Source organism: Methanosarcina horonobensis HB-1 = JCM 15518 (genome assembly GCF_000970285.1).
GTDB classification, from domain to species: domain Archaea; phylum Halobacteriota; class Methanosarcinia; order Methanosarcinales; family Methanosarcinaceae; genus Methanosarcina; species Methanosarcina horonobensis.
Map to the genome: position 1 here is coordinate 4,824,012 of NZ_CP009516.1, position 17,048 is coordinate 4,841,059.

Genomic DNA, 17,048 nt, shown 5'->3' on the forward strand with positions numbered 1-17,048 from the left:
CCCAGAAAAAGAGCAGTTTGCAGGAAATGTTATTTTTGTATTAGTGCCTTCATAATCCACAAAAAATTAGTTTTTCTCCATAAAAGGGCTTTTGGTCGTCAAGTGTTACGTAATTGATATTGCCATGATTTAATATTCGGTATGACAAATGCTTGCGTTTTTGTGCAAGGAACGCAAGTCAGTTCCAGTTGCACTGGGATTTGGAACAAAAAGGACCTGGAAACTACTTTACGAGCATTTGGGAATAATATCAACCAGATAATAGAGGACGACCAAAAATTTCCGGCTTATTATTGATGGGTCTCTTTTGTTTGATTAATCTCGCAGGACTCCATTTATCGGATTAGAGAGTACAATAAAGCACTCCCACTTTATCAAAGGGCACTGGAAATAGTTAAAGAAAAGTTAGGGCAAAATCATCCCAATTCAGTAGCAATAAAAAACAATTATAATAGGCTTCTTTCAAAGATGAGTGAAAACAAAAAGAAGTGATTTTTTGGAATCTCACGATAATACTGAGATTACCTCTTCTTCAAGCTCATTTATCTCATGAGAAGCCTATCTCCAAACATATCAGAATTATTCCTTCACATGCCTTACAATGTGCCCGGCTTCAGGCATGATAATCTCAGAAAGCGCCAGCTTCACCGCGTTTGGTGACCCCGGCAGGCAGAATACAGCCTTTCCTTTCATTACGCCTGCTGAAGCCCTGGTAAGGATCACTGACGTCCCAATTTCTTCAAGGCTTTTGTATCTGAAAAGTTCCCCGAAACCAGGGATTTCCTTTTCAAAAAGAGGAACTACAGACTCGATAGTCAGGTCTTTTGGGGCAAGCCCAGTGCCTCCACTTGTTATGACGATATCCGCAGAACTATCAAGCGCGGCAGAAATGGCATCCAGAAGTGAATTTTTTTCGTCAGGCACAAGTCTGTAGAAAGAAACATTGTTGCCTGCAGCCTCAAGAAGTTCTTTCATAGCTTTTCCCGAAAGATCTTCCGCTTCTTCAGGAGAAACTGAGTCCCCATACTTTTCGTATCTTGAGGTCGAAATTGTAATTAAAGCGAAAGAAAAAGATTTTTTAGCTTCTTTTTTGTGAGTTTCTGGTGTAGATTCTTTCATGAAAATCACCTAAATTGGTTTTTATACATTCTTCAAGTCTTTAATCTTAAATCTTAGAATGTTTTTCAGTTAGCTTCGAACTCCTATAATTACTCCCCCGGAGACTGCATAGAATCTTGATTATTTGTCTTGCAGCAAGTACTCAGGCATGACCTATCAGGCATGCAGCATATTTTCCCTTATCCGTTATGACAATAACATTATTTCTACCCCTTTTTTCAATGAGTATGTACCCGTTTCGTTTTAACTCATTAAGCAAGCCTCTATTTATTCTTACCAGCATATTACTGGACGTCCTTTGTTTTCCATCCAAACTCTCGTTAAGATCTTCAAAACCCTGAAGCTTACCCTCTTTGATCATATTAATGATATCATTGGTTGTCATTTTCCCTTTCTTATAAAGTTCAGTGAGGAATATGCTTTTTGCTCCGGTAGGGATGTCAATAGTAAAATTGGTTAAAATGAAATACTTCAGCTCATTAACGATGGACAAACCATGTTCTAACAACTCTTCTTCATTTTTTGAATATCCCCCATCCGCATATACGTAGTATACTTTAACATCATGATGCATAGCTGCAAAAGTCGATGAGACAGCGGTCAATTTCCCCGACGCACTCATATTGACATAAATGAGGTTATTCTCTTTTTTCTCCTGAACTATTATGTCACTTATAGTCGATAAAAGAGGAAGCGGATCAGAGAGGTCACTTTCCACAGTAATAACCTCTATGTTCTTCTGTTCAAGGCGCTTTTTTACTTCCTGTAAAAAGTACCAGCTTCCTTTTGAACTGAACTCTTTTCTTATGTATTTGGTATGCAAGAGGTAGACTTTATTAGCCCTCATTTTGTCAAACGGCTTGACAGCCATATCGATTTCAGAGGCAAGGGGTATAATATGTACGATCTCTTCCATAATATCACCATATTAACGTTATTAACAATATTAACGTTATTAACGATATTTACGTAGAAGTTATTAAATTATTCTTGATGGATAAGAGTTGAGGTAGGAGAGAAAAAACGCATGAATAACTATACGTTCAGCCTCTGCCGGCTAAATGGAGCAGTTGCAGGACATACAATATCCCAATCATGAATTGTTGTTGTCACCCAGATAACCATGGATTAAAAATAGCTATCCTTGCCACCGCAGATCCTGCCAGTTCACTGGCCGGCAGTAAAAACGAGGTAATAATTTGAGTAAAAATAGTAATGTAACAGATAAAAAAAATATAATGATAAAAGGAAAGGGCATTGCATACAAGTGGATTGCACTGTTCAATATCACACTATCATCGCTGATGGGCACGATTAACGGCAGTATAATTCTGATTTCATTGCCCGCCATATTTAATGGAATCAAGATCAACCCTATGTCTCCAGATGCGTTCCAGTACCTTCTATGGATCCTTATGGGCTATGGTCTGGTCACTGCGACAATACTCCTCAGTATAGGAAGACTGGCTGACATGTACGGTCGAGTTAAGCTTTTCAGGCTGGGCTTTTTGATCTTTACCATTGGCTCGGTCCTGCTTTACCTGACCCCGGACACAGGCAATACCGGCGCACTGGAGCTAATTATCTTCAGGTTCATTCAAGCAGTCGGCGGCGCCTTTACAATGGCAAACGGTGCCGCAATAATTACTGATGTATTTCCTGCCGGTGAACGTGGAAAGGCTCTCGGCATCAATATGGTTGCACTTATGTCCGGCCAGTTTATCGGTCTGCTGCTGGGAGGAATACTGGCAACTTATAACTGGCGTTATGTATTCCTGGTCAACATTCCCTTTGCTCTCCTGGGAACGGTATTGTCCTACAGGGAGATGAAAGAAGTTTCTTTCAGGGCTCCAAAGACAAGTATCGATATTGTAGGGAACTTATTCTTTATTGGAGGGCTTACCTCGCTGCTTATCGGCGTAACCTATGGCCTGATGCCTTACGAACACAACGGCATTACAGATGCAATGGGCTGGAACAATCCTCTTGTGATCACAACAATTGGGATCGGCATGCTGCTCTTGATTGCTTTCCCGTTTGTAGAGAGCAGGGTAAAGAATCCCATGTTCAGACTGGAATTCTTTAAGATCCGGGCTTTTACCTATGCAAATCTTGCCAGTTTTACGGCAGCTATTGCACGCGGTGGTGTCATGTTCATGCTCATCCTGCTGCTGCAAGGTATCTGGCTCCCGCTTCATGGTTACAGCTTTGAAGATACGCCTTTCTGGGCAGGTATCTATATGCTTCCCATGACCCTCGGGTTCATTATCATGGGGCCTATTTCAGGGATACTTTCCGACAAATACGGTCCAAGATGGATAGCAACTGCGGGCATGGATTCTTGTTGCTCTTGTCTTTCTCGGACTCGCAATGCTTCCCTATAATTTCGATTACTGGGAGCTTGGCGTCCTTATTTTCCTGATGGGCATAGGCAGCGGTATGTTCAGCTCACCGAACACTTCCTCGATAATGAACTCGGTACCTCCGCAGGACCGGGGTGTTGCGTCAGGAATGATGTCTACGTTAATGAACTCAGCATCAACGCTAAGCATGGCAGTATTCTTCACCATCGTGATCGTGGGAATTCAGGAAGCATTTCCGGGTGCAATCCTGGCCTCTTTCGCCAGCTTTGGATCGATTACCCCAGATGTGCAGCAGCTTGTGGATTATCTGATCAGCATGTCGCCGACAAACGCTCTGTTCTCCGCCTTCCTGGGCTATAACCCTATGGATTCAATTCTGAGCTCAATGAATCCTGGAATCGTAAATGCAATACCGCAACAGATCGTTACCACGCTGACAGGCAATTACTGGTTCCCGCAGACACTTCAGGAAGCATTCATGCCTGCTCTTCGACTCTCGTTTATAATCGGGGCTGTACTTTCAGGTATAGCTGCGATACTTTCAGCAATGAGAGGACAGCGATATATTTACGAGGCTCATATCTCGACCAGCGATGTTGGTAAAGGCGAAGTTACACGAGGAGATTAAAGGACGCGGATCTGTTATTCATAGTTTAAGAAAAATAAGCTTGAGATGACTGATCAGCAGTAAAGAAAAACTCGGTTATCTCCCATTTTTTCGATATAATTCCTGCTTACCTCTCTCTGCCTGCCCATATTTTAATAACTTATGAGCTCAATGCTCGGTTATGCACATAATTGCGGCGGACATAGGAACAGGTACGCAGGACATCCTGCTTTTTGATTCGGAAAAAGAGGTTGAAAACAGCCTGATAATGGTCATGCCTGCTCCCACGCAGGTCACTGCGGAAAGAGTGCGGAGAGTAACAAAGGCAAGAAAAGCGCTTGTGCTTACAGGAAACATAATGGGAGGGGGACCTTCGGCATGGGCTGTCCGTTCGCACCTGAAAGCAGGACTTCCTGTGTATGCCACTGAAAAAGCCGCTCTGACTATTCATGACAACCTTGAGAGAGTGAAATCTTTTGGGGTAAGGATTGTTACGGAGGAGGAGGCAAAGAGACTTGCAGATTCGGGAGATGTCTTGGAAATTGTCATGCAGGATTTTGACCCCTATGCAGCTTCATGCGCATTTTCAAACTTTGAGGTCAGAATGCCTGAAAACTATGCAGTGGCAGTGCAGGATCATGGAAATGCTCCGGATAAAAGCAACAGGGTCTACAGGTTTGAACTTTTAAAGGAACTTATCGAGAAAGGAGGAAAACTCGAAGACTTTGTGTACCTGCCTGAAGAAATTCCCCAGGCATTTACCCGCATGAAAGCCCAGGCAGATTCGCTTCTTAAAGCCACTACAGCCCTTAATACTCGGGCAGTTTTCATGGATACAGGACCTGCGGCCGTATTTGGGGCTTTAACCGACCCAGCGGCAGTCCAGCCTTCCATTGTAGTAAATATAGGAAACGGGCACACACTTGGGGCGCTTGTGAATGAAAACAGGATCACGGCTGTTTTCGAGCATCACAGTTCCAGTATGAGCCCGGAAAAGCTTCAGGACTATATTATCAGGCTTGCCGACGGGACACTTGGTTTTGACGAAATCTTTGCAGACGGAGGACACGGGGCGTATATAAAGGAAGCTTCCGGCTTTGAACGGGTACGCTCGATAATGGTTACAGGTCCGAAAAGGGAGATGCTTGAAAAGCTCTCAGAGCCGGAACTCAGGCAGGAAATTTCAGAAAAGCTGCACTTTGCCGCTCCCTTCGGAAGTATGATGCTTTCAGGTTGCTTCGGGCTTCTTGCAGGATTCTTTGAGAAATACCCGGAAACATCAATAAAACTTATAAACCACTAAGTAGTAGGGAGTAAGTCACGTGACAGCTCCCACGAATAAATTCGCAGGCATCTATGGTATTTCAACCAATGCTATACTGCCCTGGAGCAACTATTTATTCGTGTCTCGCTTCCATCGTTTCAAGTCCATCGTTTCAAGTTTTACCTTTGAGACTACTTCAAAGAATCCTATACCTGGAGTTTCAGAGTAAAGTTAAGCAGCTTCTGTAGTGTTTACAGCTCCCAGAACAAAACTTAACAATAAAGTATAGATTTGCAAGTAGAAAGACGTTATCTGTAATCATATTTAGGAGAGGTGACGGCTGTATCCCACCATTAAAATGACGGGGATTAGCCTTAGAAGTTCCTAAGCCCGGGATATATAAAATTTAAGGGGATGCAGAATTTCAGGCATGAAATTCGCTATCGGAAAACCAGGTAATGCAGAAGTTTCCTGCCAGAGCCCGCATGGGCAGGTTTACAGATAAATGTAAATACAGGCAGGTATCTCTATATGCACATATCTCCATACTCAACGATTTGCTAAACAGTTTTTATGAACTTGAAGCAAACGCTTATAAATGGATTATAAGTGGAAAAAGCTTCCACTCAAATATTTATCAAAATCATCACTTTTCAGGAGAATCAAATTAATGGTACGAAAGCCAGGAAGTATGTATAGAAACGTGAGGCAGCGCTCATTTACCAGAAGAAAATATATGGGCGGTGTTCCCGGAAGCCAGGTTATTCACTATGATATGGGAGACAAAGCAAACACAACTTTCCCTGTAAAGATTTCTCTGGTTGCAGAAGAGAAATGCCAGATCAGGCACACAGCTCTTGAAGCAGCCCGTATCACAGCAAACAGGCACCTTGTTGCAGACACAGGAAAGATGGGCTTTTACATGAAGCTCCGTGTTTACCCCCACGAAGTACTCAGGGAAAACAAGCAGGCAACAGGCGCTGGTGCTGACCGTGTGTCCAGTGGGATGCGCAGGGCTTTTGGAAAGAACGTCGGTACCGCAGCAAGGGTAGACTCAATGCAGAAGATCTTCACAGTAGCCGTTGAGAAGCAGAACTTCCAGGCTGCAAAGAAAGCTCTCTGGCACGCAGGACAGAAACTGCCCACACCTGTCAGAATCGTTGTCGATCAAGGCGCAGAACTGGTACAGTAACCGGTCTGAATTTAAACAAAAGGAAGTATAGAAGATGTACGATTACGAAGAGCTTTTGGACCGTGCAATGGCAAAGATGCCGGACACAGAGACTACTGACGCTCGATTCGTAATCCCTGAACCCAAACTCTTTTCCGAAGGCAAAACCACAATTCTTGACAACTTCGGAAGTATTGCAGACACCCTCAACCGGGACCCTGACCACCTGATGAAATATCTCACCAGGGAACTGGGGACTGCAGGGAAGATAGAAGGCACACGTGCAGTCTTCCAGGGCAGGTTTACACGAGCTCAGATTGCAGACAACATTCAGGCATATGTTGACGAATACGTTATGTGTTCGGAATGTGAACGCCCGGATACCCAGCTTGTCAGGGTGGACAGGGTGCTTCTCCTGAAATGTTCTGCATGCGGAGCGCACAGACCTGTCAAAAAGAGAAAGGTAAGCAATGTAGCTGTCAGGGAAGCCATCGAAGAGGGCGGAACCTACGAACTCCGGATAGATGCCGTTGGGTCCAAAGGTGACGGGATAGCAAAAATAGACAAGTATACGGTCTTCGTGCCCGGAGCCGCAAAAGGCGATGTTGTCAAAGTAAAGATAAAGAAAATCAGCGGAAACCTCGCCTTCTCGGAAAGGGCTTGAGGTTAAGCTTTTTATTTTAAAGAAGCAGTCCAGGCCGACTACTAATTTTTTCAGTTTTCGTGCCCGGACAGCTAAAGTTCTCATTTTCAAAATTGATACCATTTTCATAATTCATATTCTCAATAATGTTCTCAAAGTGGGATTTTCAGAATTGATATTTTCAAATTCATGTTTTCACACTTAACATAAGATTTTGCATTCAGTGTTTATATTCGAGTACCGCCTGTTTTCAAAAAATCAGTGCTTCTCATAAGCTATTTGAACTGTGTTTCCGGAGTAATACATCGTTGTATAACTTTCGGAAAGAGCAGGTGCAGTTTAAATAAGTTGTTACCAGATATTTGAACCAGAGTCGGTTTTAAATATTTGTCAGTTAAATCAGGAACCTGTAAGAAAAGTTACCCGGTAAGAAAAATTACCTGTGAGGAAAAATGAATTCTGAAAAAAAGAATGTGCCGGACTTTCCTGCAAAAGATAGGAACATAGAAATCTTCTCCATGCCAGGGCTGTCTGTGAACCTTCAGCGGTATGAAGGGAAAAACCTGAAACTTACAGCAAAGGGAGCCCTGAAACCTGCCTGCAGCCCAATCCTGAAAAAGATAAATTCACGCCTGCAGGAAGAAAAACCAGCTCTTGTACAGGAGGACAGGGTTATTCCCTCGGCCTGGCTACCCCCAATCCCGAGCCCTGCATTTAAACGCCTTATTTTTGCAGAAGTTCAGATAGCTCTGGGAAAATACATTCCTGAAACCGTTTCCATTGAGATCACCCGCCAGAATAGTTCAAGATATCCACCGGGTACAGTTGCTGATGAACTGGATACAGATACAATTAAAAGAACAATAGACGAAGCCCTGGAACTTGGCACATTAATTATCAGCTTTACCGAGAATGACCCTCTGCTGCGTGAAGAAATCTTTGAACTTATTGAGTATGTGGACAAAAAGCGCGCTATCGTAAACTGTTCCACCTGGGGTACGGACTTTTCAAAAGAAACTGCCCTCCGTTTGAAAGAAGCAGGACTTCATTCACTCATGGTCGGCGTTTATTCTACCGACCCCAAGAAACATGATGCGGTCCGAAAATCGGAAGGGTCGTACGAGCGGGCAATCTCAACCATAAAACTGGCTCTTGAAGCAGGACTCCTTGTAGTAATGACAACTCATGCCTCCCCCTCAAACATGAAAGAACTTCCTGCTCTCTATGCACTTGCATCGGAACTCGGGGTACATGAGTTTTCTGTCTGGGAATCAATGCCAAAAAGAAGGGGCGAACCTGTGATTACTGACAGAGACCGAAGGACAATCCTTGAGATGTATCACCGGATTAACTCTGCCCCGGAAGGCCCTCGCATGTTCTCAAACACCTATTTCGAAGGACAGATGATGGGTGCAATGGCAGGCAGGCGCTGGATGCATGTGACCGTAGACGGAGATGTAAAACCAAGCCCTTACCCTCCATTCAGGTTCGGGAACGTAAAAGAAGTACCCTTAAAAGAAATCTGGCAGAGAATCAGGAGTTATCCGTATTTCCAGAGGCAGAAGAACTTGAGTCCCATGCATGATCCTGAGTTTATGGACTTCGTTGATAAAATTCCTGAAGAAGCAAAACTGCCCTATCCTTTTGAAGAGATTTGTGAGAAATAACCTCAGATAGTTTGCTGTTTGAGTTTTCATTTGAAAGCTTGTCTCGGGTATTTTTGTGCGTCTTAATCCGAATTCATTCAGCGGATGAATCCTGATCTAATAGGCCCTTAACTTCCTGCAAAAAGGATTGGAGAGTCTTAAGATCGTTTTGCAGGACACCATATACCTGATCAAGATCTAGCTGCCAGTATATATGAACCAGGACATTTCGGAATCCTGCCAGATCCGAGAGCTCTTCAGCAAGTTCCTCAGGAATTAGCCCTGCCTGGCCCAGTATTTCAAATGTCTCTCTATAAGTTGTGGGCTTTCCAAGGCCTTCTTTAGCTATTAAGCTGGTAGCTATATCTATAGCTGCCTGAATACTTACCAGCATGGCATGGAGAATCATATTCCTTTTGTCCCTATCTTTTTTCAGGTCTTCCAGAGATATGTTCTGATACCTTTGCCAGTCTTTCTGAGATTCGTCAAGCTCTCTGAGGTGGGCCAGTATTCTCATTTTAGACCCTCGCCAGGAACTCCTTATCTATAAAATCATACATATACTTCAGATCCAGGTAAGTTGAGATCACCTCAGATTCGTAATCTATCCTCCTGGACTCGTCTCTGGAGAAGATAACCTGTCCTTTTTTGATAACCTCGAACTGAAGTTCCATAGGGGAATTGTTTAGTATTTTTATGTCAAACTCAAGTCTGGGACTTATCTGTCGCTCCAGTTTACCTGCTACTCTCAGAGAGAACTTGAGACTTTCATAAGGATCCAGGCTTTCGGACAGGAGCAAAGCTATATCTATATCGTTGAAATCCTTTCTCTCAAGAAATGAACCGAAGATATAAGCTGTATCCACTTCTTTCAATCCTGCTAAAATCTTGCTTACATCTGCTAAAAATGTGCTCTTATCCATCTCACTACAATTGAGCTTTTGAATATATATTTCTGAGGGTTAGAGTCAGGTACTGAAAAAAAGCACAGTTATTAACAGAAAAAAGTGGACTACCCTCTGTTTTATCCTGAAATAATTTCGCTTTGAAACTTTTTTCCTTTTGTCCATATTTTCACAGCCCAAACAATCTCGTTCCTATTCTGAATTTTGCCTCAATTGGGAGTCTGTTCCAGAATGCATCTTGTGGTGATTCTAATTGTTCAAGTTTCAAAGCTCCATGAGGTCTCTGGTTATACAATTGAACGAATTCCTCGAACGATTGAAACTCTCCTCTAAACCTCTGATATGTATCGAACCATTTCTCTATTTTTCCGTTTGTTTGAGGATGTCTGACCCTTGCAAGTATTGGTTTAATCCCAAGTTCTCTAATTCTCGTTTTAAATTCACTTTCCCATGAACCATCCTCATTAATCCTGTGCGCTCCGAATTCACTTCCATGATCCATGATGAGCTCCCTTAAAGGGCATATATCCCAGTACTCTCTGACAAGTTCATCGATCACTTTAATGGTGTTTTCCGTGTTGCAATGAGCATACTCTCCTCCTGCAATTACCATTCTTGATGAATCATCAAGAATGGCACAGACTTGCAACCCTAATAGAGGGTTTTCATGCCAATCGATATGTGCAGCAGACATACTATGTTCACGTTCGTATCTACACCATTTTCTTCTCTGTTTCTTTTTTCGGTTTTCCTTGGCAAGGTTCATACTGAGTAGATAGTTATGGATTCTGTTATGAGATATTTTACGATTATACTTGCCTTCTATGAGAATTTCAAGATAACAGGCTCCAAACTTATAATCTGAGTAAGTTTGGTCAATTATCTCCTTATCGTCGGAGGATAACTGTTTACGTGGCCTTCCAAGATTATTACCAACTTGAGGAAGCTGATCAATGTCAACGTATTCTTTATATATCTGCTGAACTCGACGAGCTGAGATCCCCTGGATCTCAGCTATCGTCGAGGTAGATTCTCCTTTCAACTTTTGAGCAATGATCCAACGTATCTTTTTCCCGTTAAGTTTCACGATAGATAAGGGATTGCAACCAACATAGTTAGCGCGAAATAATTTCGGGATAAAACAAAGTGGACTACCCTCTAAAACCTTTATATACTGCAGTTAGACTTTTGAGAGTGAAGTTTCTTCCAGGTGACCATAAGAAAGGAAATATAAGGTAATATTTATTTCTGGAACTGAATGCCAGAAGATAAACATTTACATATGAGCAGGTATTTTTAAAGAGCAATTTAGCCGGAACAAAGTTTACACCTTATTTACATTACTCTTATTTATGTAGTAAGAAAAAGCTGCCTGCGTGCTTTCCGGAAAAGGCAGCCCATGAGGGACTTTATGACTAATAAACTTGACCCGTGGAGTTCAAGCGATATTACTGACTATTCCAAGTTATTCGAAGAATTCGGGATTTCTCCTTTTGAAAACGTACTTCCTGAAATTCCGTCCCCGCATAAGTACATGCGGAGAAAAATAGTCTTCGGACACCGTGATTATGAACAGATTGCAGAGGCCATGCGGACAGGTGCCCCTTTTTCAGTTATGGACGGTTTTATGCCTTCAGGAAAGGTCCACCTGGGACACAAAATGGTAATGGACCAGATAGTCTGGCACCAGGAAATGGGAGCTTCAGCCTTTGTCGGGATTGCAGACAGGGAAGCTTTTTCGGTGCGCGGCTTTTCCTGGCAGAAGTGCAGGGAAATAGGGGTAGAAGAATACATATTAAGCCTGATCGCCCTCGGTTTCAAACCTGAAGGCCTTATTTACTTCCAGTCAGGCTGCGGAAGTGTTAAAGACCTTGCATTCGAACTGGGAGTCAGAGTCAATTTCTCGGAATTAAGCGCAATTTACGGCTTTTCAGGAGAAACAAGCCTCTCCCATATGATCAGTGTAGCAACCCAGGCTGCAGATATCCTCCAGCCCCAGCTAGAAGAATTCGGGGGACCAAAACCGGTTGTGGTCCCTGTAGGCCCTGACCAGGACCCTCATCTCCGCCTTACAAGGGGGCTTGCAGGCAAAATGAACATGTTCAGGGTTGAGGAGAGGGAGGACGCAAAAACAGGCAGGAAATACCTGAGCATCAGGGGAAAAACCGCACAGAAAGAAGCTCTTCAGGAGCTTAAGAAACGCATTCCCGGGAAAGTAAAACTCTACGAAGAGCACATTGACGTGCTTGAATATCCCGATCTTACAGGGCTTGAAAAGATTGTAAGGGAAGTAGCAGTCGAGTTCGGTGGCTACGCTTTCATTCCTCCTGCATCCACTTACCACCGCTTCATGAGCGGGCTGCAGGGCGGGAAGATGTCGAGCAGCATCCCCGAAAGCCAGATTGCCCTGACGGACGACCCCAAAGAAGGGGCAAAAAAAGTAAAAAGGGCAAAGACCGGAGGCTGTGTAACCCTCGAAGAGCAGAAAAAGCTTGGAGGAAAGCCTGAAGAGTGCTCTGTCTTTGAACTGATGCTTTTCCACCTGCTTGACAGTGATGAAGAACTGCTGGAGATCAGACAGGAGTGTGTTTCCGGGACAAGGATGTGCGGTTCATGCAAACAGCTTGCAGCCGAGAAAATGCAGGAGTTCCTTAAAGATCATCAGGAAAAGAGGGAACTTGCAAGGGAACGGCTCGACGAGTACAGAATTGTCTACAAAAACTAAACCACTCAGGCTAAACTATTCAGACTAAATTATTCAAAATAAATCATTCAAATTAAATTATTTAAAACAAATTATTGACAGATTTATTAAATTTTCATAAACGGTCAAAACCCTATACATGATCAAATTCTTAATCGTTTCAGGAAGATCAGGACGTGGTCACAGTATGAGTACTCAGGATAACCTCACAATTAATGAGAAAAAGGTCTTGCTCGCCCTTGAGGAGCTAGGGTCGGCAACCCCCGATAAACTGGAAGAGAAAGCAGGACTGCAGGTAGATGCGGCAATGCAGGCAGCCTTCATGCTCCAGGAAAAAGAACTTGCCTCTGTTTCCGAAAAAGTGCTTGAACGCTACTCTCTTACGAAGGAAGGAGAAGAATATACGAAAACCGGACTTCCGGAGCGTCAGATAATTGATGCTCTGAAAGCCCCTACTTCCCTTGAAGAATTGAGGAGCCGTTTCTCCCCTCAAACCGTAGGAATTGCAACTGGATGGCTCGTAAAAAAGGGATGGGCAAAGGTTGAAAACGGAGTAATGGTACCTTCTGGAGAGGCTCCTGCAGGCAAAGATGAAGAGGTCCTTGCGGCTTTTGCAGAAAAAGCAAAAACTCTCGAGGAACTTGAAACCGATGAAGGAATTATAAAAGATCTTCTCAAGCGCAAACTTGTCTTAAAGCACGAAGAGAAGTTCAGGACTGTTTCAATAACAGATGCAGGAAGTTCCCTTGCTGCCGAAGGCATTGTCCTTGAAGAAGAAATTGCTCAGCTCACGCCGGACATGCTGAAAAGCGGAGCCTGGAAAGGGAAAAAATTCAGACCCTACAGGCTTGATATCACTCCGAAGCCTCTTTACGGAACCAAGATCCACCCCTACAGGCGCCTGATTGAACAGATGCGCCAGATCTTCCTGGAAATGGGCTTTACAGAGATCAAAGGCGGTATAATCCAGAGTTCTTTCTGGAACTTTGACTCTCTCTTCCAGCCTCAGGACCATCCTGCCAGAGACATGCAGGATACTTTCCACCTTGGCAGCACCTGCGAGCTTCCGGAAGAGTACTCTGATAAAGTAGCAGCAATGCACGAACGCGGAGGGGATATCGACTCCTGCGGCTGGGGCGGAATCTGGGACAAAGAACTTGCCGGACGCAATGTGCTCAGAACCCATACTACTTCAGTTACCATAAAGTACCTCGCAGACCACCCCGAACCGCCTGTGAAAGCCTTCTGCATTGACAGGGCTTACCGCAGGGAAACAATCGACCCTACCCACACCCCTGAATTCGAGCAGCTTGAAGGTGTGGTTATGGACAAGGATATGTCTTTTGCAGATCTTCTCGGCCTCCTTGCAGAGTTCTACCACAGAATGGGTTTCGAAGAAGTCCGCTTCCGCCCTGGATATTTCCCATATACCGAACCGAGTGTAGAACCCGAGGTTTATGTGGACGGCCTTGGCTGGGTTGAACTCGGAGGCGCAGGCGTCTTCAGAAAAGAAGTCACGGAGCCTTTCGGGATAAAAGAACCCGTTCTTGCCTGGGGGCTCGGGGTAAGCCGGCTCGCCATGCTGAAACTGGGGCTTAAAGACCTGAGGCTTCTCTACCAGTCCGATATTGATTGGCTCAGAAAGAGCGAGATTTGCAGGATCTGAAGAGTTAAAGTGAAAAATAAGGATCTTAAATTAGGTGACTTATGGGCTGTAAAAACTGCCTGTTTCAGCCCGCAGGCAATTTCTTTTTTCGCATTTTGATCTTCCGTTACCAGGCTGTTGAGATTTTGATGCTCAATTATGAGCAGTCGATTATGCTTTCTCCGCGTAGACTATCCGTTCAATTGGCGTAGAGGCAAGCTCCCTACCGGTCAGCCTGACATATCGCTCTGCAAGCTCTTCGTAACCGACATGCTCGACTACCTGCCAGCCGTACTCCCTGAGAAAATTCGGCCATGCTTCCGGGTCCATTCCGAAAAGCCAGATCTTATCCTCTATCACGTACTTTTTATAGCCTTTTTCCCAGCCGTACATGATCCGGCCATCGAGAAAGTCCTTGCGAATATATGTGAAAACCAGGCGGCTACCACGCTCCGCCTTAGCCAGAAAATCAAAGGTTGCCCTGATACCGGTTTCAGTCAGATACTGTGTGACCGCTTCCCAGATGAAAAACGTCTGCCTGTCTGCAGAGTAGCCGTATGATGCCAGAACAACGTCCAGCTCTTCACGATCGAAGTCTATCGGCACAAGCCTGACATGGGATGGAACCTCTCCGAATAACTTATACAGCCGGTTTTTCTTGGACAGGATGTTTTCAGGTTGATCAACCTCCCATACCGGCATGTCAGATAGAGCTGGCAGCCTGTATATCCGGGTGTCAAATCCCGCACCAAGATTCACGACAGCGTTAACCTGCTTAACCGACTCGATCAATTTCTCGTCTATGTACCGTTTTCTGCACATCATTCCGCCCCAGATTCCGGGAGTGTCTTTCTCGGCAGCTCGGACCATCCAGGCCCTGACCGAATTAAACCGCATCAGCCACACAAAAGCTCTCATGCTGAACGGTAGTATCCGAAAGGCCAGATCATCTTCAATGATGCGCTGATTTTCGGGAAAATGTTGTTCAATAGCAACCAGTACTGTTGGACCAATTCCTGTTTTAGCTGCTTCCTTTGTCATATTGTCCCTCTATTCATTTAGTGCGGCCTGTACATTTAATTTTGTTATCATACGGTTTTCATAGGAAAATAAACGTTAAGTAGCTCCCGAGCCTTATTTTTGGCATAAAAATTTGAAGCAGAGAAAGTGGAGTATGGGCAGAACATCAGTTATGAGCGCAAAAAATATGGGAAAATTACTAAAAAGGACTGGTACAGGACAGCTCTCGTGCTCTTTATATTTATTATAGTAATAGTTCTCTCCTCTATGGTTTTGCTCCCTTCGAAACTTCAACTCTGGAAAACTTTCTGAGTCCTAACGACGTAGATAAAAAGTACCTTAAATTCCCGAAGTGCGGGGAGCGAGATTGGGCCGGGATACTCAGAATTGAGAAATGAACTGCTCCAGGGAGTAAAAGTATTATCTGCATATCTCTGAAAAGATCTGTGTTTATCTAAAAAGCAGCCATTATTCGATTAGCCTGAAACTTGTTAGAGAAAGGGAGAGAGAAAGATTCCTGAAGATGCAAAGAAAAAGGCTTCCGGAAACAAACCGGAAAATATAGAAACAGGTCAGGGAGGTAGCAGTCAGGAAAATCGTCCTGACCCTCCTATAATAGAGAGCATTTCCCTTCTTCCTCTCCTTACTGTCAATTTCATAGGTACGCTCGGGTTCAGCATCGTTCTCCCTTTCCTTGTGTTTCTCGTGAACCGGCTCGGAGGCAACGCTTTCATTTACGGACTTGCAAGCTCGATGTATCCTGCTTTCCAGCTCATAGGCGCGCCTATTCTCGGCAGATGGTCTGACATTTACGGGCGTAAAAGGGTCCTGCTCTTGAGCCAGGTCGGAACTCTGATTTCGTGGATTATTTTCCTTGGAGCTCTTTTCCTTCCGGTCTCTACCTTGTTTGAAGTCGATTCCGAAGTACTGGGAGCTTTTGCCTTCACCCTGCCCCTTGCAGTTCTTTTCTTTGCCCGGGCTTTTGACGGGCTGACCGGGGGAAATGTGTCCGTAGCCAATGCCTACCTGGCAGATATTACAGAAGAAAAAGACAGAAACCAGAACTTCGGAAAAATGTCGATTTCTTCAAACTTCGGGTTCATAGTAGGCCCTGCCCTTGCAGGGATTTTAAGCGTAACAGAATACGGAGAAGCAGCTCCTGTCCTGGGAGCAGTAGTAATTTCACTTATAGGGACTGCAATTATCGTATTTTATATCCCCGAAAGCAAAGAGTGCTCTCTTGAAGGACCTGCCAGTGCTGAGGGCATGAGAAAAGTGTTTGGTTACGAGCTAAATGAATGCAGAACTATAAAAGAGAAAACAGACAAGCCTTCGTTCAGGGATGTTTTAAAATTTCCGCATATTCCTTATATGCTTGGCCTTTACTTCCTTATCTTTCTGGGTTTCAACATTTTCTATACATCGTTTCCATTGCATGCAATTGCAGCTCTTGACTGGAGTATCGTAGAAATGGGAGTCTACTTTACTGTCCTGAGCGGTCTTCTAATAGTTGTACAGGGTTCTATACTTCCAAGACTTTCAAGAAGATATTCGGATGCCTCACTTATTATGTTCGGAAGCCTGATGCTTGGCACAAATTTTCTGCTGCTCATTCCCGGAGACCTCTTTCTTACCTACCTTGCAACAGGCTTCTTCGCACTTGGGGACGGGCTTATGTGGCCTTCCTTCCTCTCTCTTTTATCAAAAGTTGCCGGGAAAAACTACCAGGGCACTGTACAGGGGTTTGCCAGCAGCTTCGGAGGGCTTGCAAGTATAACCGGGCTGATTCTGGGTGGGCTTTTATATGAAATACTTGCGGGAAGAGCCTTTTTGCTTGCAGGCATGGTAATTTATACCGTGTTTTTACTTAATTTCAGGCTCAGACGGTTTGAGGAAGAGCTAAAATATTGAGCCAGATACCTTGCCTTATTCCCGGGATCAACTATTAATAAACTTTACTG

At 44.1% G+C, this 17,048-nt stretch carries 17 protein-coding genes; 11 read left to right on the plus strand and 6 right to left on the minus strand.

What is annotated here, in order from left to right; all coding sequences use genetic code 11:
- Positions 1-579: 579 nt before the first annotated feature.
- A complete protein-coding gene (locus MSHOH_RS20970) occupies positions 580-1,119 on the minus strand; it encodes a MogA/MoaB family molybdenum cofactor biosynthesis protein (protein ID WP_048142647.1) in 540 nt (179 codons plus the stop codon).
- 142 nt (positions 1,120-1,261) lie between these two features.
- Positions 1,262-2,035, minus strand: coding sequence for an HFX_2341 family transcriptional regulator domain-containing protein (locus tag MSHOH_RS20975; protein WP_048142649.1), 774 nt, complete (start codon positions 2,033-2,035; stop codon positions 1,262-1,264).
- A gap of 322 nt (positions 2,036-2,357) precedes the next feature.
- Between MSHOH_RS20975 and MSHOH_RS25790 the strand changes: the two genes are divergently transcribed.
- The 8 genes from MSHOH_RS25790 (at position 2,358) to MSHOH_RS21005 (ending at position 8,834) form a co-directional block, all read left to right on the plus strand.
- A complete protein-coding gene (locus MSHOH_RS25790) occupies positions 2,358-3,503 on the plus strand; it encodes an MFS transporter (RefSeq protein ID WP_275425541.1) in 1,146 nt (381 codons plus the stop codon).
- Complete coding sequence (locus MSHOH_RS25795; protein WP_275425542.1) at positions 3,490-4,110, plus strand: MFS transporter; 621 nt, start codon at positions 3,490-3,492, stop codon at positions 4,108-4,110. Before MSHOH_RS25790 ends, MSHOH_RS25795 begins: the two co-directional genes overlap by 14 nt.
- Positions 4,111-4,270: 160 nt before the next feature.
- Positions 4,271-5,392 (plus strand): DUF1786 domain-containing protein, encoded by a 1,122-nt coding sequence (locus MSHOH_RS20985; RefSeq protein WP_048142651.1) that lies wholly within the window; start codon positions 4,271-4,273, stop codon positions 5,390-5,392.
- Positions 5,393-5,411: 19 nt separating this feature from the next.
- Positions 5,412-5,582, plus strand: coding sequence for a hypothetical protein (locus MSHOH_RS24140; protein ID WP_158024250.1), 171 nt, complete (start codon positions 5,412-5,414; stop codon positions 5,580-5,582).
- Between the two features lie 229 nt (positions 5,583-5,811).
- Complete coding sequence (locus MSHOH_RS20990; RefSeq protein ID WP_048142652.1) at positions 5,812-6,024, plus strand: hypothetical protein; 213 nt, start codon at positions 5,812-5,814, stop codon at positions 6,022-6,024.
- A complete protein-coding gene (locus MSHOH_RS20995) occupies positions 6,024-6,545 on the plus strand; it encodes a 50S ribosomal protein L16 (RefSeq protein WP_048142654.1) in 522 nt (173 codons plus the stop codon). The genes MSHOH_RS20990 and MSHOH_RS20995 overlap by 1 nt, the downstream gene beginning before the upstream one ends.
- Positions 6,546-6,579: 34 nt before the next feature.
- A complete protein-coding gene (locus MSHOH_RS21000; protein ID WP_048142656.1) occupies positions 6,580-7,188 on the plus strand; it encodes a translation initiation factor IF-2 subunit beta in 609 nt (202 codons plus the stop codon).
- Positions 7,189-7,619: 431 nt separating this feature from the next.
- Positions 7,620-8,834 carry a radical SAM protein gene (locus MSHOH_RS21005; RefSeq protein WP_048142658.1) on the plus strand — a complete coding sequence of 405 codons (1,215 nt, stop codon included), beginning with the start codon at positions 7,620-7,622 and terminating at the stop codon, positions 8,832-8,834.
- Between the two features lie 73 nt (positions 8,835-8,907).
- On the opposite strand, the gene hepT is transcribed toward MSHOH_RS21005, so the two are convergent.
- The 3 genes from hepT to MSHOH_RS21020 all read right to left on the minus strand — a co-directional run bounded on the left by hepT (position 8,908) and on the right by MSHOH_RS21020 (position 10,805).
- Positions 8,908-9,330: a type VII toxin-antitoxin system HepT family RNase toxin gene (gene hepT / locus MSHOH_RS21010; RefSeq protein ID WP_048142660.1), complete on the minus strand. Its 423-nt coding sequence runs from the start codon at positions 9,328-9,330 to the stop codon at positions 8,908-8,910.
- Between the two features lies 1 nt (position 9,331).
- Positions 9,332-9,736 carry a type VII toxin-antitoxin system MntA family adenylyltransferase antitoxin gene (gene mntA, locus MSHOH_RS21015; RefSeq protein WP_048142661.1) on the minus strand — a complete coding sequence of 135 codons (405 nt, stop codon included), beginning with the start codon at positions 9,734-9,736 and terminating at the stop codon, positions 9,332-9,334.
- Between the two features lie 151 nt (positions 9,737-9,887).
- The gene (locus tag MSHOH_RS21020) at positions 9,888-10,805 is read right to left on the minus strand and encodes an IS481 family transposase (RefSeq protein WP_082089262.1); all 918 of its coding nucleotides are present in this window, start codon (positions 10,803-10,805) and stop codon (positions 9,888-9,890) included.
- 324 nt (positions 10,806-11,129) lie between these two features.
- On the opposite strand from MSHOH_RS21020, the gene MSHOH_RS21025 reads away from it, so the two are divergent.
- Positions 11,130-12,443 (plus strand): tryptophan--tRNA ligase, encoded by a 1,314-nt coding sequence (locus tag MSHOH_RS21025; RefSeq protein WP_204245362.1) that lies wholly within the window; start codon positions 11,130-11,132, stop codon positions 12,441-12,443.
- A 166-nt stretch (positions 12,444-12,609) separates the two neighbouring features.
- Complete coding sequence (gene pheS, locus MSHOH_RS21030) at positions 12,610-14,088, plus strand: phenylalanine--tRNA ligase subunit alpha (protein ID WP_048142665.1); 1,479 nt, start codon at positions 12,610-12,612, stop codon at positions 14,086-14,088.
- 150 nt (positions 14,089-14,238) lie between these two features.
- On the opposite strand, the gene MSHOH_RS21035 is transcribed toward pheS, so the two are convergent.
- Positions 14,239-15,108 carry a class I SAM-dependent methyltransferase gene (locus MSHOH_RS21035; RefSeq protein ID WP_048142667.1) on the minus strand — a complete coding sequence of 290 codons (870 nt, stop codon included), beginning with the start codon at positions 15,106-15,108 and terminating at the stop codon, positions 14,239-14,241.
- A 591-nt stretch (positions 15,109-15,699) separates the two neighbouring features.
- Here MSHOH_RS21035 and MSHOH_RS21040 point away from each other — a divergent pair.
- Positions 15,700-16,998 carry an MFS transporter gene (locus MSHOH_RS21040; protein WP_048142668.1) on the plus strand — a complete coding sequence of 433 codons (1,299 nt, stop codon included), beginning with the start codon at positions 15,700-15,702 and terminating at the stop codon, positions 16,996-16,998.
- The last annotated feature ends 50 nt before the right edge of the window (positions 16,999-17,048 follow it).

Coding starts and splice junctions, on each gene's coding strand:
- MSHOH_RS20970 (WP_048142647.1), bottom strand. CDS start 1,119: ATGAAAGAATCTACACCAGAAACTCACAAAAAAGAAGCTAAAAAATCT.
- MSHOH_RS20975 (WP_048142649.1), bottom strand. CDS start 2,035: ATGGAAGAGATCGTACATATTATACCCCTTGCCTCTGAAATCGATATG.
- MSHOH_RS25790 (WP_275425541.1), top strand. CDS start 2,358: ATGATAAAAGGAAAGGGCATTGCATACAAGTGGATTGCACTGTTCAAT.
- MSHOH_RS25795 (WP_275425542.1), top strand. CDS start 3,490: ATGCTTCCCTATAATTTCGATTACTGGGAGCTTGGCGTCCTTATTTTC.
- MSHOH_RS20985 (WP_048142651.1), top strand. CDS start 4,271: ATGCACATAATTGCGGCGGACATAGGAACAGGTACGCAGGACATCCTG.
- MSHOH_RS20990 (WP_048142652.1), top strand. CDS start 5,812: ATGCAGAAGTTTCCTGCCAGAGCCCGCATGGGCAGGTTTACAGATAAA.
- MSHOH_RS20995 (WP_048142654.1), top strand. CDS start 6,024: ATGGTACGAAAGCCAGGAAGTATGTATAGAAACGTGAGGCAGCGCTCA.
- MSHOH_RS21000 (WP_048142656.1), top strand. CDS start 6,580: ATGTACGATTACGAAGAGCTTTTGGACCGTGCAATGGCAAAGATGCCG.
- MSHOH_RS21005 (WP_048142658.1), top strand. CDS start 7,620: ATGAATTCTGAAAAAAAGAATGTGCCGGACTTTCCTGCAAAAGATAGG.
- hepT (WP_048142660.1), bottom strand. CDS start 9,330: ATGAGAATACTGGCCCACCTCAGAGAGCTTGACGAATCTCAGAAAGAC.
- mntA (WP_048142661.1), bottom strand. CDS start 9,736: ATGGATAAGAGCACATTTTTAGCAGATGTAAGCAAGATTTTAGCAGGA.
- MSHOH_RS21025 (WP_204245362.1), top strand. CDS start 11,130: ATGACTAATAAACTTGACCCGTGGAGTTCAAGCGATATTACTGACTAT.
- pheS (WP_048142665.1), top strand. CDS start 12,610: ATGAGTACTCAGGATAACCTCACAATTAATGAGAAAAAGGTCTTGCTC.
- MSHOH_RS21035 (WP_048142667.1), bottom strand. CDS start 15,108: ATGACAAAGGAAGCAGCTAAAACAGGAATTGGTCCAACAGTACTGGTT.